Source organism: Dyadobacter sp. BE31, from assembly GCF_031457695.1.
Lineage (GTDB): Bacteria > Bacteroidota > Bacteroidia > Cytophagales > Spirosomataceae > Dyadobacter.
This window is the reverse complement of record NZ_JAVDXA010000001.1, coordinates 226,417-242,307: the sequence shown is the minus strand read 5'-3', so window position 1 is coordinate 242,307 and position 15,891 is coordinate 226,417. Positions and strand designations below refer to the sequence as shown.

The following is a 15,891-nucleotide window of genomic DNA, read 5'->3' as shown; positions in this document are numbered from 1 at the left end:
CTATGGCCCAGGTACCAGTTGCTGCCGCCCGGCCTGCGGGCATTGCCGACGGGCAGAGTTACAGGCCCGCGTTGGTAACGCTCGCGGTATTGTATTTTATGATGGGGCTCATTACGTGCCTCAACGACACACTCGTGCCGTTTTTTAAAAACAGCTTCCAACTGAACTACACGCAATCGGCGCTCGTGCAGTTTTACTTCTTTGTTACCTATGGAATAATGTCCATTCCTGCCGGGATTATCGTCAGTAAATTTGGATTTAAACAGAGTATGGTGGCCGGTTTTGCGATCGCGGCGGTGGGGACATTCCTGTTTTACCCGGCATCGCTCATGCACCAGTACTACCTGTTTCTGGCAGCGCTTTTTATTCTCGCGATTGGCATTGTGCTATTGCAGGTAGCCGCAAACCCCTACATTACCTTACTAGGCCCGCCGGAAACCGCTTCTTCGCGGTTCAACCTCATTCAGGCGCTGGGCTCGCTGGGTACTACCGTGGCACCGTTGCTGGGGGCATCGTATATTCTTTCGGAGGTTCGCGATGGTATACAATCCAGCGAGGCCGTGCGGCTTCCCTATCTTTGCATTACCGCCTTGGTGATCGTGATCGCTTTCGTGATCAGCCAGTTGAAATTGCCGTCTCCGGTCTCGCAGGCAACTGATGGAGGAGAAGGACAATCAGGGATTTTCGGGTTTCGGAACTTGCGGTTCGGCCTGGTAGCATTGTTCTGTTATGTGGGGGCGGAGGTTTCCATTGGCTCGTTTCTGACCAACTATATTGCCGATACGGCGGGTATTGTGGAGAATGAGGCGGTTACCTACGTGGCATTGTACTGGGGAAGCATGCTGGTGGGCCGCTTTTTAGGAGCCGGTGTGTTGAAAATCGTTCGTGCGCCGCTGGTATTAAGCATTTGTGCCATTGCCGCCGTCGTGTTGATCGTCGTGTCAGTGACGAGCACCGGCATGTTGGCTGCCTGGACCATGGTAGCCGTTGGATTGTGCAATTCCATTATGTTTGCGACGATCTTTTCATTGTCGGTAGCCGGCCTCGAAGAGCATGCGACAAGAGCCTCCGGCTGGCTGTCCACCGCCATTGTCGGCGGGGCGGTTGTATCATTTTTGCAGGGCGTGCTGATTGACCATTTCAACTGGCAGGTTGCTTTTATGCTGCCGTTGCTGTGCTATGTCTTCATCCTCTTTTTTGGCCTGAACGGATATAAAACAAAGTAAATATGTCCTTAATTTAGCCGCCCCATTTGTTTTTACACCCTATGAGCAGACCACTTCGCGTTGCAGCCAACTATAAAACCAAAGACCCGGCCGGGATTATCCTCGGGTATCTGGCCAATCATGGCAGTATGACGCTGCCGGAGTTGGGCAAGCGATTGAATATCAGCGTTCCAAAGGTGACCGTGCTGGTGAGTGAGCTGCGGGCCGAGGGTTTGGTGAGCGATTACGGAAAGGTCGATTCTTCCGGCGGTCGCAAGCCCAGTTTATATGGTGTAGCAGCGGAGGCTGCCTATTTTATCGGGGTGGATGTAAAGCAAAGCCATATCACGATCGGTTTGCTGAATCTGGACAAAACATTGGTCGGGAATTCGGGTAAAATGGACTACGAACTGACTAATACCGTCGAATCGCGGGATACGTTGTGTGGCCATATCCTCGATTTTATCACCGGGCTGTCTGTTCCGAAAGACCGGATCAAAGGCGTGGGTATCAATCTCTCGGGAAGGGTTAATTACCGTACCGGGCACAGTTACAGCTACTTCCATTTCGACGACCGCCCGCTAAGCGAGATTGTCGAGGAGAAAATAGGCTTTCCCGTATTTCTCGAAAACGATTCCCGCGCGATGGCTTACGGCGAGTTCTGCCTGGGAGCTGTCGAAAACGAAAAAGATGTACTTTTCCTGAACCTGGATTACGGCATCGCGGTCGGTATACTGATGGGCGGCGAGCTGTATTATGGTAAATCGGGTTACGCCGGGGAATTTGGCCATATGCCGGTATTCCAAAATGAATATATCTGCCGGTGCGGCAAAAAAGGATGCCTGGAAACCGAGGCTGCCGGCTGGGCATTGGAAAGAATGTTCCGCGATAAGGTCAGGGAAGGTTCTTCTTCACTCATCACCACTAGAATAGCCGAGCCAGATCGCATTACGATGGACGATATCATCGAAGCCGCCATGGCCGACGATGTGCTTGCCATTGAGCTTATCGCACAATTGGGCGACAACATCGGCCGCGGTATCGCTTCCCTGATCAACGTCTTCAACCCTGAACTGGTAATCCTTGGAGGCGGCCTGCTTGCTACGGGCGATTACATTGGTCTGCCCATCAAAACAGCCATTAATAAATATTCCCTAAGCCTGGTTAATAATGATACACGGCTTGTGCATTCAAAATTGGGTGAAGACGCGGGCTTACTGGGAGCTTGTCTGCTCGTCAGGAATCGCTTTCTCGGCATTCACGATTAAGCCGGAAGAGTGGCTTTCTGTTTGAAGCAACGAAATGGCGCGCAGGTTTTCCTTCGTGACTGTTATTCGTAGGCCTCCGGCCGGTCGATACCGCAATGTCATTTTTGTTGTATGGACCGGCCGGAGGCCCGCGAATAGTGCGTGCAAATCCGGAGATTTGCACGAGCGAGCGCCTTTTAAAAGTTCACAATTGATCGCATTACGGCTGTTTCAACAACCATACATCCGAAATTTTCGACTGTTTGCGCCAGTTCAGCTGCGATTCTTCGGGGCCGTCGAAAGTGACCGAAATCTTGCCGTCCTGGGTGAGGCTCAGCGGCACAATCCATTCCTTGAATGTTTCGGATTCTTTATTGTAAACGATAGGGGAAAGTCTTTTCCCATCCACGCGCAGAAGCGCATCGCCTTCGCCTGCCACGCGTATGATGTAGCGCGCGCGAGGGTCAAGGTTGTCGTAATCGAGCTCCGGCTCGCGTTGGAAAAGCTGGGTCGATAGCCTTTTGCGGCTCATACCATTATCCCACCACGCCACGTCGGTTGCATCTTCCGAAATCGTTTTGACGCGGGGGCCTTTCGCTACACTCGAAATGTCGTCATAGTAACTTCCGGGCCCGGGGTTTTCCCAGGATGCGATGGTTTTTAATCTCGTTAACTGTTCGTCGGGACTGGTCATTTTTTTGATCTTCTCGAATTCATCGGCCAGCCACCAGCGGTTGTTGAGCGGATAATTCACAAAATCCATCACCACACCGCGTTCCGGGTTGCGGGGTTTGTGTTTTTCAGTGCTGGTTTGCAGTCCGATGGAGGTGTAGAGCGCATCGCTCAAATCGACAATATGCTTGTAAATGTCGCGCTCAATCGGTTCCTGATCGGCTTTGTTGACGATTGCCAACGCCGCATCCATGGACTCTGCAATGGTATTCCGATCAGCGGCAGCCAGGATTGCATTGGCTTGTTTTTCAAGTTCCTGTTCGCGGATAAGGCGCATGCGCGTGTATTGGTCGTAATATGCGCGCAGCAAAAGCATTTGCCACCGCCAGCTGCCCGCAAGGGACTCTTCCGTTTTTTCAAGAATCCGCCAGTTGACATAAGTCATTTCCACACCGCCATTTTCAGCCAGCGGCCCTTTCCAGTTTTGTTCGAGTCCTTCGATCGCACTAGCCGCTACCGCAGCCACTGTATGATTAAAGAAAAAGGCGGAATATTCCTCCATAATCCCGTGCACATCCGCCTGAGGATCCCAGGCGCGCATGCTCCACAAAACCTTGTTCACGTCGTCGTGGCTGCCGTCGGAGTAGGAAACAAATCCGTCCGTAAATGGCGCATATTTCGCGTGGATTTTGGCAAATGCAAAGGGTCGCGGATTGACTGACTCCCTGCCGAGCGTCAATGCAAATGCCTGATCAAACTTCTCGACCGGGAATTCGCAGCGGACGGAGTGCGTAATGTCGGGGTACTGGCGGTGCTGGTATTGCTTGGGCAGACGGTAACGGGTTTCGGCCATGGGCGGGCTACCCGGGCCCGATACCACACCTTGCAGCCAGGCAGGTTTTTCGGTTTCCAGGTATTTGTAAAAATAATCGATCTGCTCGGTGTCGAAACCTTGCAGGGAAATCCACATTTTGGCTTTCGGATGATACTTTACCAGTATGGTTTGCAGCTCTTTCAGGAAAGGCAGTACTTCCGACGGATGGTTATCGCCTGGGTCGCCGCCGGGGAAGAAGATATGGTCCAGGCGCGGGCATTCTTTATAAAACTGCTCGTGCATTTCCAGTTCGGCCTTGCGCTTGGCCTTGTCGGATAGTTCAAATGTAGCAGGTGTCCAAACCCAGTAATCCATGTCGTATTTCCGGCATATTTCGCTCATCTTGATGCGCATTTCCCTGGCAGGAATCTTGAAATGCGGGCTTGGCTTATCGTCTTCATGGAACGGAATACCTTCCACCGCATTACTGCCGAAAATAGCGAGGTCGCGGATGTACTGGTCGAATTGTGCGACAGTCCAGGCATCGTATGTATTGGCCGTGGATCTGTACCCGAGCTGGTGCCCGCGGATCGGGTAGGCCGGGGATGAGGCTATGTTTACGGGCCCGGCGAATTCCAGAAGCGGTTTGCCCATAAATGCCTTGCTCATTTTCAAATGCCGCAGCAAATACCCCGTGCCGAACAGCACACCCCGTGCATCGGCGCCAATGATCCAGACAGTCTTGTTTGCACCCGCTGTTTCGGTCACAATCCGGTAACCTTCCGGCTTGTATTCAGGGCCGTTTCCGTTGCTGGAAGGCACATTGTGCGATAGCAAAGTTTTGTCCGACGCCAGTGCAAATGCAATTACCGGGGCATTGCTTTTGGGCCATACTGATGCATTTTTAAGCGTTATGCCCGTCCGCTTCGCGATTTCCTCGGTCAGCACCGTCGGCGCTGTCTCTTTCATGGGCGATGCAATACTCGGGGAAACGACCCACGTCGCATTTTTCAGGTCAATGGACTGTGCAACGCCTTGGAAATAGGTTGCCAGGAAAAGCAGGGTTGTAACGGATGCCTTGAAGCGGGTTTGGGAACGCATGACAAATGGGAATCGATGTTGTTGTATTTGCATTACTGGCTTTTGCAGGTTTTGGGCTAATGAGTGCGTATGGTTTGAAGGTCTGTCTTCAAACTAACTATTTGCAGGCCTCTGGCCGGTCTCACGTATCTGACCGGCCAGAGGCCTGCAAATAGCGTGTCTGAACGTCGACGTTCGAACGATTAGTAACCATTGATCATATTCCGGTAAAGTAGAAAAAGCCCCCTTTCGCTATTTTTAAGATTTGAAACCATTACTACCCTTATGACGCTTTGTAAATCGTTGTTATTCTGCACTTTTTCGTTGCTTTGGCTCGCGCTGGAACCGGTGTTTCCGCAGACGCTCGTGCCCGCGAACACCTTTGATGTGAAGGAAGCCAAGCAGGCGGTGGCCGTCGATGCTCAGTATTTCTATGTGATCAATAACAGCACCATTACCAAGCATTCCAAAACAGACGGCAGGCTTATCGCGACGTGGGACGGCACAAAAGAAGGGATAGTCCATTTGAATAGCGGAGTCGTAATCAAAGGCAGGCTGTATTGCGCGAACTCCAACTATCCTGAGATCCCGATGACGAGCTCGGTCGAGATATTCGACGTGAAAACACTGACGCATGTCGATACCCACAGTTTCGGGATTGCGCAACACGGGTCGCTCACGTGGCTGGATCAGAAAGACGGACACTGGTATATCGGCTTCGCGCATTATGCGGGCAAGGAGTCGAGCGAGGGAAGGGATGTGCGATGGACGTCGCTGGTGAAATACGACCTGGAATGGCGACAGGTGGAGGCGTGGGTTTTTCCGAAAAACCTCGTCGATTTGTTCACCCCGAAAAGCAATTCCGGAGGGGCCTGGGGTGCCGGCGGCCTGCTGTACTGCACCGGCCACGACCGTGCAGAAGTATACGTGCTGAAACTGCCGAAATCGGGCTACACTTTACAGCATATCGGCACATTACCTGCGCCTATCGAAGGACAGGGCATCGCCATTGACCGTTCCGTGGCGGGGAAAACGTCGCTGTACGGCATTCAGCGCAGCAAACACACCGTTACCGTTTCCGAAATCCGATAACCCGATGCATTGATGAAGCTCTATTTCCGCTATCTGTTCTGCCTTTTTCTGATGATGTCCCTGCAACGGGTGTATGCACAGGGTACCAGCAGCCTTTTCCAGGTTAAAACCCTGATCGTGTTTTTCGACGGCTTGCGTCCGGACTACATTACGGAAGCGCAAATGCCTAACCTGTTTGCATTCAAACAGTTATCGGCGCTGGGTAAGCAGCATCACAGCGTGTTCCCGACCGTCACGAGGGTGAATTCGGCTTCGTATGCGACAGGTGCGTATCCGGGGTCGCACGGCTTACTGGGTAACTCCATTTACATTCCGGAAGTCGCTCCGGGCAAGGCCATCGGCACTACTTATGAGGATTTGATTAAAATTCCTGCGGCCACATCCGGGCCGCTGCTTACCGCGAAGTCGCTGGGCGAAGTATTGGCGGAGGCGGGCCAGAAAATGATGGTTTTCAGTTCGGGGACGACCGGACAGGCTTTTTTACAAAACCATACAGTGAACGGCGCGGTAGTGAATCCGGGGCTCATATTGCCGGAAACATTCAAGGCGCAGGTTTTAAATGACATCGGCGCATTGCCGGAGGCGGGGCATGAGGGAATGGGTCGCCACAAATGGATTACGGACGCATTGCTGAAATACGGCTTGGTCAAAAATGGCCCGCTGGTGAGCGCGATCTGGTTTTCAGACCCCGACGGTGCGGCTCATGAGCACGGTATCGGCTCGGAGCAGGCCGTGAAAGCGATTCGGTACGTCGACGGGCAGTTCGGGCGCATTATAGAAGCATTGCGGACGAAAGGCCCGGATGAGCGTTACAATATCATTATCTCAACCGATCACGGTTTTGTGACGCACGTAGCCAGGCAAGGGCTCGCCGACTTTCTGATTAAAGAAGGTTTTAAAAAAGACAAGGAATCGGACGACGTGGTGGTAGCCGAAGGGGCGATTTATGTTAAAAACCATGACGAAAAGACCATTAACGGCATTGTAGCTGCCTTGCATAAGCAGGAGTGGGCTGGGGCCGTTTTTACAAGGGGATTGAAAAAGGGCGATCCCAACGGTAAAGTGAAGGGGACACTTTCCTTCGATCTGATCCATTACGATCACCCGAAACGCTCAGGCGATATTCTGGTAGCTCCGAACTGGAACGACGCAAAAAATGACAAGGGTTACGCCGGTACCGACTTTGCGGGCGGTGTTGCAGGGCATGGCGGGGCTAGTCCTTATGAAATCAATATTGCATTACTCGCTTCGGGGCCGGATTTCAAACATGCCGCGATTACTGAGCTGCCGACTTCCAATGCCGATATAGTTCCCACTGTCCTTGCCATTTACAACTTGCCGAAGCCGGCCGGAATGGATGGACGGGCAGTAACCGAGCTGCTGCAAAATCCTCAAAAAGTGAACAGTACTTCCCAAAAGCGCCTCGTCAAAACGGAGGCCGCCTATCCGTGGGGTACCTACAAATTGTCGGCGGAAATGTCTGTTTTGGGGGATTATCAATATTTCAACTACGCCAAAACAGAAAGAATGCCGGCCCGCTGACCGGACAGGCGCTCGTCGCCGGTTTACTTGAAAGTCAGTTTTTGGCAAAAGCGATTTTAATGCTTCTTACCGCGCGGATCCAGCGCGCGGGCTTTCTGTCTTTCGGGGTAATAATGCGGAACGGACCTTCGCCGGCAGGCAGTGGCTGGCTGTCTTTTTCGGTGGCGAGCAAAATCACCTGATCCGTAAATTCCGGATCGATTTCGGCCAGGGTGTACAGCACTTCGTAGCCGTCGGCAGCAGTGATGAGTGCGTATTTGGCTAGGTTTTCACCTCTTAGTTGAGCGCCCGTTGTTACCCCGGCTTTTTCGAGGATCTCGATGAGCGCCACGCCTTTGAATTCATGCTCTTTGCCATCGCGGTCTTTCACCTTATGACTAACCTGCTTCATGGCTGCCAGGTCTTGCGCTTTGAGTTCGAGCGGGGTCGCCACTTCGCCGGAGACGGTTAGTGTAGCTGCGGTTTGCGCGTACGTATGTGTTGCGAGCGTGAGCGCTGCGCACAGGAAGAGCTTGTTGCCGAATGTCTCGATCCCTAATAGCAGTTTTCTCATATGAAAGCGATATGTACAAATGGATATATCGCAAATATAACGAGTCCCTGTCAACAGACGGAAAAAAATTGACGAGTTGCGTCAGATGAGTGACAAAAGCTCCTGTTCTTCGGCCAGTGCGGCGAGCAGCTTATCGTTGAGGCGTTTGTAGGCCGCCATTACTTCCCTGGCCGTGTCGGTGAGCACCGTGCCGCCGCCTTTGGTACCACCTTTCTGCGTGACTACGTAGGGGCCTTTGCCCAGCGTATTGAGCGCGTCGACCATCGCCCATGCTTTTTTATATGACAGCCCCATTTCCTTGGCGGCCTGTGCTATGGAGCCGGTTTCGGCGATATGTTCGAGCAATTCGTAGCGTCCGGGGCCAAAAAATTTAACCTCGTCCACAAACACCCAGTGCCGGAGGCGTATCTCGACATTTCTTTCCATATGATAATGTATTGAAGTGACTAATCTTCCGATTTAATGCCGCAAACTATGACTAAATAGAAACTTTGCGCCCCAAACAAGTTCTTTAATTTGTCCTCCAATAGGAAAGATTTCACATTCAGTGATTTAATAGGGGGAGTCGTTCAGGGTGCCGCTGCGGCGCATTGCACTTTGTGCCCTGGTATGAGAGCGCCTTCCGCCCGACTGCCTCACCAATCTTTTACCAAAAAAATAGTGTGGAAATATTTGTTATTTCTATTATAGAACTAATTTTACATCATGTAAGAGTGGCGCAGGTGCCAATTGTCTGACAGACAGTATAATGCGTGAATACGATTCCTGGCAGCACAGATTTTCCAGATTCAAGAAAGAATAATAAGCCGATAAACGAACATGTAGTGTAGAAGCGTGTGATGGAGCTGCCATAGCACGCTTTTTGTCTTTTTACACACGACAATCTGGGCCGTTCACTCAGTCCCTGCAAACCATTTTTGTGGTATTTACGACATAGTGTTTTCAACAACATTTGTCAGCCATGAAAATCATTTGCTTCATTATTAGTTTACTTTCATTTCAATATGCATTTGCACAGCCCGGTGTAACGTCGGGCGACCAAGCGGAATCCGGCCGTGTCGTCTGGCGGGTGGAGGGCCAGGTACCAATCGCAGATATCTACGCGGTTCGCAACCTTGGCGGGAAACTCTATGCGGCAGGCGCGGGCCAGGTGTATGTATCAGACCGGCGGGCTACTTCGTGGACGGCATCTGCGGAATTGAACCCGGCCCCCGCTGGAATCGACGACCTCATCAGTTTCAAAGGCAAGCTCTACGCCACAGGTTACGGCAAAGGCATTTATGAAAGTACCGACAATGGTCGAAACTGGCGTTTTGCTTCCCAGGGTTTTTCCGGCACGGCGCCCATGCGGTTTGCCGAAAGAAAAGGTACATTATATGTGGCTACCGACGACCAGGGCGTGCAGCAACTCAACGCCGCCGGTACTGGCTGGGTCGCATTCAACAAAGGCCTCGATTTCAGAAGCAGTTATAGTTTTAATGCGATTATCAACACCGACAGCTGCCTCATCGGCGGAATGGGCGCGAATGGTACGCTCGCCGTACTGGACGACCAAACAGCCCAGTGGGATATCCGTTATCATGGCGGCCGCATTCTTCCCGGTCTGACCACCTTCGATTTTGTGCAAACAGGCAAGCATACTTGGGCATTTACCAATTCCAGGGCTTATGCGAGCAGCAATCACGGCGCTACGTGGGTACACGTGCCCGCGGGTATGCGGCACGGGAGTGTGTCGCGGGCAACGGCCACTGCCACGCACATTTACGCAGCGGTGAATTTCGGGGATAATCATACCATCATTTACAACCGGCCCATTGCCGCGCCGCTTTCGGAAGCATGGACGACGGTGGATACCCTGGCCGGGTACTACACCTATGCCCTTGCATATGCCAACGGGCGCGTATATGTAGCCACACAGAAGGGGCTTATCAGCACTTCTACCGGGCCGTCTATACAAGTGCCGCGGCAGAAGATCCCGCAAAAAGGCTTCTTTGTATATCCTAATCCGTCAATCGGTCATGTGACGTTGGCGAACGGGCTGGTTGCCGGTGGTGACGAGTTCCGGCTGAGCGACGGCAGTGGAAAAGTCGCATTGTCGGGCAGGGTCACTTCCGACAGCCAGCCGCTGGATATTTCTAAACTGGCGCCTGGCACTTATTACTACTCACTCACAGGCAGCGGGACTGTGGAGCACACAGGCCGGTTGGTGGTGGAGATGCCATAGTTTCACACCCCGAATTTCCTGAGATTGTATACAAGGCTGATCAGGAAGTACCGCTTCAACACACGGCTGCGTACGTCTTCGATGTATGCATCGCCCGTGTTCCGGACAAGGCTGCGGTTTTGGTTGAGCAGATCGAACACCTGCAATCGAACCTCGGCCTGCCGGGTACGTAAAAACTGTTTGGAGACTGATGCATTCCAGAGCAGGAAACGCTGGTTATACCCCTCAGCGCGGCCGGTATTGCCCGTGTAGGTCAGATCCGAGGCAATGGCCAGGTTGCCGGGGAGTTGCCAATGCACATCTCCCGTGGCGTACTGCGACCAGTACTGCATATTTTGTTGGGATAAAAGCGAGTACCGAGCCTGCTGATAAGTAATGCGCGCGCTCAGGCCATAATCGATGCGGCCGTTGTAGTCGGATTGCAGCCGGATGCCCTGCCCGATGGACGTCGAAGTGGTTATGTTGTCGGACTCATTGATGACGTTCGTATTGCGGGCAATGCTTCCCTGCGTGCTGAGGTTGACCGACAGCCGTAGCGGTTCTACTTTTTTACTCAATGCCACAAATCCATTCCCAGACATAAACCCTCTCGTGTTGATCGGCGTGGTAACCTGCACACCCGAGCCGTTGGTAACAGTGGAGACGCCGATGCGGTTGTTGCTTTGGTTGAAACTGCTGAAAACAAAGAAATTGTCTGTACCGCCCCGGGACGATGCGCTGAATGTGAGCGTGAGGTTATGATAGTACTCCGGCCTTAACTCCGGGTTGCCGATACTGATGTTCAGCGGATTTGAATTATCGGCAATCGGGATCAGCTGGGTAATGCCCGGCGAGACGACGCGTGTCCGGTATTGCAGCCGCAGGTTTCTGTTTCCCCTGAATGTGTATGAAAAAAGGGCATTAGGCATCAGGTACCCGTAGCGCGTGCGGTAGCCGGCGTCGGTGGACCGGTCGACTGGCCGCAGGGATGCCAGCTGTGCGTCTGCGCCCAATGCGATCGTGTAGCGCAGGCGCCGGGTCTGAAAAGTGGCGCCGAGCCGGTTGGTTTCGAAGGTATTCACAAAGTTTCTGCTCAAAGATGCGTCGGGCTGGTCATACTGATCGGTCTCCCCGCTTTTGTTGGCCACATTCCGGGCCAGTTTACCAAAGTTGTTGCTGTACGCATACCTGAATTCCAGTTTTTTGGTAAAAGAAATGGGCTCGGTGAATGAAACGGTCATGGTGTTTTGCAATGCCGATTGATTTTGCGCGTTACGCTGATCGATATTTTGCCGGGGACCGGTCGTCAGCGTATCGAAGAAGGTGTTCTCCGACCGGTTGTAAGCCGTTGAATTGCCCGTGGTCAATACGGTGTTCAGATTCGCGGATAGTGAACGGCCTTCCTTCCTGAATTTCCGCATGAGCAACAGATTGTTGTAGCCGTTCAATGCGGTCCCGTGGAGGTCGTAATAAGTGAGACCTCTGTTCAGGGAGTCGGTTAATGAGCGGTAGGAATAGCTGTTGCTTTTGCTCAGCAAGTCTTTTGTCTGGAAGTTGACGTTGGGCGTGAGCCGCAGGCTGGTCAGCGAGTCGATCGGCAGGTCGAAGCGGCCATTAATGCGGTGCGTGAGCAGCGTGTTTTTGGAATAATTGCTTTGATCGGTCAGGAACGACTGGCCGGGCAATATGTTTTCGCGATGACTCTGCCGGTCGGTAGTGGTAACCGCGCGGTTGGCAAAATAGCTGGCGGCCATTTCCGAGCGCTTGCCCCATTTGACGGTACTGCTTTCTGTCCGGTAATTGGCACCCAAAGCGGCCACTTCGGTGATATTCGAAGGTGCGGATGGTCCGTCATCTCCGTCCCCGCCAGGCTGCCCTATAAACTGCGGGCCGCCGCCTTCACCGATTGTGAAGTTCTGCTGATTCAGATTGTTGGCCTGCCCGATGAGCGAAATCTGCCGGTTGGGCCCTCCATTGTGGTTATTGAAGCGGTTCACGTTCAGTTTGGCTTCATATCGTGCCGATTGTTCGCCGCTTTTGGGTCCTGCACCCAATGCATTTTGTCCAAAATAGCCTTTCCCTTTGTCCTTTTTGATGGTAATGTTGATCGTCCGTTCACGGTCGCCGTCGTCTACACCTGAAAATTGCGATTGATCGGAGGACTGATCGTACATCTGAACCTTATCGACAATGTCGGCGGGCAGGTTACGGGTCGCCATTTTGGGGTCATTACCAAAGAACGGTTTGCCATCCACAAGTACTTTGTTCACCGCCTGGCCATTGGCCTTAATGGAGCCGTCGCGCGCCACTTCCACACCCGGCAGCTTGCGAAGCAGTTCTTCCACCTGGGCATTCGGTTGCGTTTTAAATGAACCTGCATTGAATTCGATCGTATCCTGTTTGATCGTCACCGGAGCGCGTTCCTGTTTAATCACCACCTCGTTAAGCTGTGTGCCCTGCTCGGTCATCAGTAACGTTCCCACGTTCAGCGGAGCATCACGTGATACGGTAATAGGCAGCGAAATGTTTTTGTATCCCATAAAAGTGACCAGCAACCGGTAGGGGCCGGGCGCAACTCTCCGGAACAGGAAATCGCCATCGCCGCCGGTGGTCGTCGCGGTTACGTATGCGGAGTCCCGTGCGTGCAGGAGCGAGACGGACGCAATCCGCAGGGGCTTGCGCGAAGCCGAGTCGAGCACCGTGCCGGTGATTTCACCCGCCGCCGGGACTTTTTGTGCGAACACGGGCGATAGCGACAGCAGCAGCAGGCAGCATATCAGTTTAAATGCCTCCACCGCCGGGTCCCATTTTTTGGTGGAAGTCAGCTATTGCTTTCTGGCGGATATCGGTCATTTGTTCCGCGCTAACCTTTTCGGCGTGAACATCCGGCATCACCGCCTTTTCATCGACTTTGCCCAGGCTCACCTTCGTAGCCCTGAACTGCTCACGGCTGCCTTCCACGAGCAATACCACTCCTTTTTCGGGCGTAAGGCTGGGTACCGGCGAGTACCTGAACGGCAATTCGGTCGTAAACCACACGGCATAAGGCTCTTTGTGGTAATTCACCACTGCTTTCTGGCACAAATAGCCTGCGATTTTCTTAGTCTGCTGCGTGAGCTGCCATCCGGCGGTCGGTTCGATGGGCGCCTCGGTTTGGTAGGTATGGGCCTCTTTTTCTTGGCCGACCGTCACGAACGTGAGCACTTTCTGCCCTGCAATGTCGATCACCGCGTATTCTTCAAACGGGCGCCCTGCATTAGTCACTTGCGGCATGCCGCCGGGTTCCTGGATGACCCGCTTCATCATGTTTTCTTCATCGCGGTTTTCGCGTACGAAATTTCCTGCGAACAGCACTTTCTGACCGATGGTGCGGGTGTCGGGAACGTCCGTCGGAAAGTTGGGGTCACCTTGTTTCACTTCCTCGCCGTTTACCATGAAGCGTAACCGCGATTGGTCGATTTTCCGCACGACTTCGTAATTGATCTGACCGGAGGTTTGTGCGAGCATGTCCGGGGCGGCCGCAAAGAGCAGCGCGATGATCGAAAGGAGCTTTTTCATAATGTCACCGTGTTTTTGATTTGATGGATCAAAGGTCAGGCGACAGTTTGTAAGGTTCTGCTATTTAATGTTAAGTAGTGTTAAGAGGAAATCCCGTAAGAGTTCAATAAAAAACTCTCCTGATTCCATTTCGCGACCGAAAACTAAAAAAAATTACATTCCATAGTGCATTATCAGGGGACTGGTCTTATATTGGTTTAACGAACTCAACCTAAGCAACCCTCTGTTTACTAATGGTTTATAACCTCTACTTCAAACTATTTCTGTTTGTTGTCTTTTTTCTATCGACTTTGTGGATTTATAAGGTGTACATTAATGACCCTAAGCACAAAGTTTCCGGAAAAGGCGCGGCAGCGATAATCGCCTCGATCCTGGCGCTGATATGGGCTGTGAGAGTCCCTTTTTTACGCGATAGGGAGTATGACATCGATACAAGTACCTGGCTCAGTGCGGTTATAGCCATCAATCATTACCCCGATAAACTCTGGACATTGCTCAACTACACCGACGCGCGCCCACTGACGGTATTTCCGCTGCTCGCCGGCTCATGGGCGGGAATGCCGGTCAATTACAGCAGCGCCGAAATCATCGGCTTGCTCCTTTGGACGGGGACTGTACTCCTCCTGTATCAGGTATGTAAGTTGTTTGCGGGGAAAAGTCTTAGTTTGGTGATGACTTGGAGCCTTGCGCTCTTTTTGGGCACGATCTGCCATATTTTCGCCGCTTATAACTCCGAGCATAGCAGCATTTTCATGGTGACTGCGGGTGTGGCGCTGTTCTTTTTGTACGTCTACCGGCGATGGACGAGCCCTGCGGTAGCGACTTTTGCGGGTATATTGCTGGGAAGTCTTGTCTATGCCAAATTTCAAAATGCCCCGATGGGATTGCTCACCGGGGCATTTTTATTGCTCGCCATGGCGCAGCGGAAGGACTGGCGGAACATAGCCGCATTGCTGGTGGGCTGCCTTTTGCCTACCGTGCTAATCAACGTGTTTTATGGTTTGAGGGGCAAGCTGGACGTTTTCTGGAACAACTATTTCTGGAACTACTTTTACTATTCCTTCACAACCCAGTTTTCATCCATGCCCATTGCCGAGCGGTTCAGTCCCGGCCGTGTCGTGCGGTTTATCTTCTATGCGACGAGCTCGGGTATCTACGTGCTCACGCTGGCGATGTTGGCCGTTGTATTACCGGTGTTATCGTTCAAAAAATGGAGCTCCGAGTTCAAAACCAACTGGATACCGTTTGTCTTTACCTTTTTGCTTTTGCTGCTGAGTATTTACGCCGTGCTGCAATCGGGTAACAATTTTGAGCATTACAAACTCTTCCTCTTTGTTCCTTTACTGATCTTCAATGCATTATTCCTGTCGGTAACCCAGCCGGAGATTCGGAAATATGCAGTGGGGCTGCTGTTACTCGGCGGCATCGTGCAAACGGCCGTGAGCCTCAAATACCTCGACCAGGATATTGCTTACGACAAACGCGATGATATTGATAAGAAAGTGGTTGGGCATATCGTACAGAATAGCCGCTCGTCGGATCCCGTGGTAGTATGGGGCTGGCGGGACGGGCTGCTGGTGGATGCGCAGCGGCCTATGGGCTACCGCGACGTGCACACCTTCCATTTTTCGATGAAATCGCCGCTTGTTCCGAACTGGACGCGTGATTTTGTGGAAGATATGGAAGAAAACAAGCCGAAAATCTTCATAGAAGCGATGATCCGCGACTATTCGGAGCGCGGAGACGTTTTTCTGCCCCACGACAAAGTGCCGGTCGTACGCGAGTATGTACAGCGGCATTACCGGCTGGTGAGGGAGCTGAACGGCGTCCGGATTTTTCACCGCAAGGAGGCGCCGGCCATTTCGCTCTTGCGTTAGAATACCCTATTAATCAATGCTATTTTGTGTTAAATAGTGTTAAGGTCA

The 15,891-nt window shown here is 52.4% G+C and carries 11 protein-coding genes; 6 read left to right on the top strand and 5 right to left on the bottom strand.

The features are described 5' to 3' along the window. Positions 1-2 precede the first annotated feature (2 nt). Positions 3-1,226 (top strand): sugar MFS transporter, encoded by a 1,224-nt coding sequence (locus J2Y43_RS00995; protein ID WP_309981655.1) that lies wholly within the window; start codon positions 3-5, stop codon positions 1,224-1,226. Positions 1,227-1,267: 41 nt separating this feature from the next. Then, a complete protein-coding gene (locus tag J2Y43_RS00990) occupies positions 1,268-2,473 on the top strand; it encodes an ROK family transcriptional regulator (protein WP_309981656.1) in 1,206 nt (401 codons plus the stop codon). Positions 2,474-2,672: 199 nt separating this feature from the next. Here J2Y43_RS00990 and J2Y43_RS00985 read toward each other — a convergent pair whose 3' ends face one another. Then, positions 2,673-4,907 carry a hypothetical protein gene (locus J2Y43_RS00985; protein ID WP_309981854.1) on the bottom strand — a complete coding sequence of 745 codons (2,235 nt, stop codon included), beginning with the start codon at positions 4,905-4,907 and terminating at the stop codon, positions 2,673-2,675. 396 nt (positions 4,908-5,303) lie between these two features. Between J2Y43_RS00985 and J2Y43_RS00980 the strand changes: the two genes are divergently transcribed. Next, positions 5,304-6,110 (top strand): hypothetical protein, encoded by an 807-nt coding sequence (locus tag J2Y43_RS00980; RefSeq protein WP_309981657.1) that lies wholly within the window; start codon positions 5,304-5,306, stop codon positions 6,108-6,110. A 12-nt stretch (positions 6,111-6,122) separates the two neighbouring features. Further along, positions 6,123-7,652, top strand: coding sequence for an alkaline phosphatase family protein (locus tag J2Y43_RS00975; protein WP_309981658.1), 1,530 nt, complete (start codon positions 6,123-6,125; stop codon positions 7,650-7,652). A gap of 34 nt (positions 7,653-7,686) precedes the next feature. On the opposite strand, the gene J2Y43_RS00970 is transcribed toward J2Y43_RS00975, so the two are convergent. Beyond that, positions 7,687-8,205 (bottom strand): molybdopterin-dependent oxidoreductase, encoded by a 519-nt coding sequence (locus J2Y43_RS00970; RefSeq protein WP_309981659.1) that lies wholly within the window; start codon positions 8,203-8,205, stop codon positions 7,687-7,689. A gap of 81 nt (positions 8,206-8,286) precedes the next feature. Continuing rightward, a complete protein-coding gene (locus J2Y43_RS00965; protein ID WP_309981660.1) occupies positions 8,287-8,631 on the bottom strand; it encodes a LysR family transcriptional regulator in 345 nt (114 codons plus the stop codon). A gap of 535 nt (positions 8,632-9,166) precedes the next feature. On the opposite strand from J2Y43_RS00965, the gene J2Y43_RS00960 reads away from it, so the two are divergent. Then, positions 9,167-10,429: a T9SS type A sorting domain-containing protein gene (locus tag J2Y43_RS00960; RefSeq protein ID WP_309981661.1), complete on the top strand. Its 1,263-nt coding sequence runs from the start codon at positions 9,167-9,169 to the stop codon at positions 10,427-10,429. Positions 10,430-10,431: 2 nt separating this feature from the next. Here J2Y43_RS00960 and J2Y43_RS00955 read toward each other — a convergent pair whose 3' ends face one another. Further along, positions 10,432-13,203 carry a TonB-dependent receptor gene (locus J2Y43_RS00955; protein ID WP_309981662.1) on the bottom strand — a complete coding sequence of 924 codons (2,772 nt, stop codon included), beginning with the start codon at positions 13,201-13,203 and terminating at the stop codon, positions 10,432-10,434. Then, positions 13,190-13,966: a GLPGLI family protein gene (locus J2Y43_RS00950; RefSeq protein WP_309981663.1), complete on the bottom strand. Its 777-nt coding sequence runs from the start codon at positions 13,964-13,966 to the stop codon at positions 13,190-13,192. Before J2Y43_RS00950 ends, J2Y43_RS00955 begins: the two co-directional genes overlap by 14 nt. Positions 13,967-14,199: 233 nt before the next feature. Here J2Y43_RS00950 and J2Y43_RS00945 point away from each other — a divergent pair, with 233 nt between their 5' ends. Beyond that, entirely contained in the window at positions 14,200-15,843 is a 1,644-nt protein-coding gene (locus J2Y43_RS00945) for a hypothetical protein (RefSeq protein ID WP_309981664.1), read from the top strand. The last annotated feature ends 48 nt before the right edge of the window (positions 15,844-15,891 follow it).

Excerpts from the sequence above, each read along its gene's own strand:
- J2Y43_RS00995 (WP_309981655.1), top strand. The coding sequence starts at position 3 with ATGGCCCAGGTACCAGTTGCTGCCGCCCGGCCTGCGGGCATTGCCGAC.
- J2Y43_RS00990 (WP_309981656.1), top strand. The coding sequence starts at position 1,268 with ATGAGCAGACCACTTCGCGTTGCAGCCAACTATAAAACCAAAGACCCG.
- J2Y43_RS00985 (WP_309981854.1), bottom strand. The coding sequence starts at position 4,907 with ATGAAAGAGACAGCGCCGACGGTGCTGACCGAGGAAATCGCGAAGCGG.
- J2Y43_RS00980 (WP_309981657.1), top strand. The coding sequence starts at position 5,304 with ATGACGCTTTGTAAATCGTTGTTATTCTGCACTTTTTCGTTGCTTTGG.
- J2Y43_RS00975 (WP_309981658.1), top strand. The coding sequence starts at position 6,123 with ATGAAGCTCTATTTCCGCTATCTGTTCTGCCTTTTTCTGATGATGTCC.
- J2Y43_RS00970 (WP_309981659.1), bottom strand. The coding sequence starts at position 8,205 with ATGAGAAAACTGCTATTAGGGATCGAGACATTCGGCAACAAGCTCTTC.
- J2Y43_RS00965 (WP_309981660.1), bottom strand. The coding sequence starts at position 8,631 with ATGGAAAGAAATGTCGAGATACGCCTCCGGCACTGGGTGTTTGTGGAC.
- J2Y43_RS00960 (WP_309981661.1), top strand. The coding sequence starts at position 9,167 with ATGAAAATCATTTGCTTCATTATTAGTTTACTTTCATTTCAATATGCA.
- J2Y43_RS00950 (WP_309981663.1), bottom strand. The coding sequence starts at position 13,966 with ATGAAAAAGCTCCTTTCGATCATCGCGCTGCTCTTTGCGGCCGCCCCG.
- J2Y43_RS00945 (WP_309981664.1), top strand. The coding sequence starts at position 14,200 with ATGGTTTATAACCTCTACTTCAAACTATTTCTGTTTGTTGTCTTTTTT.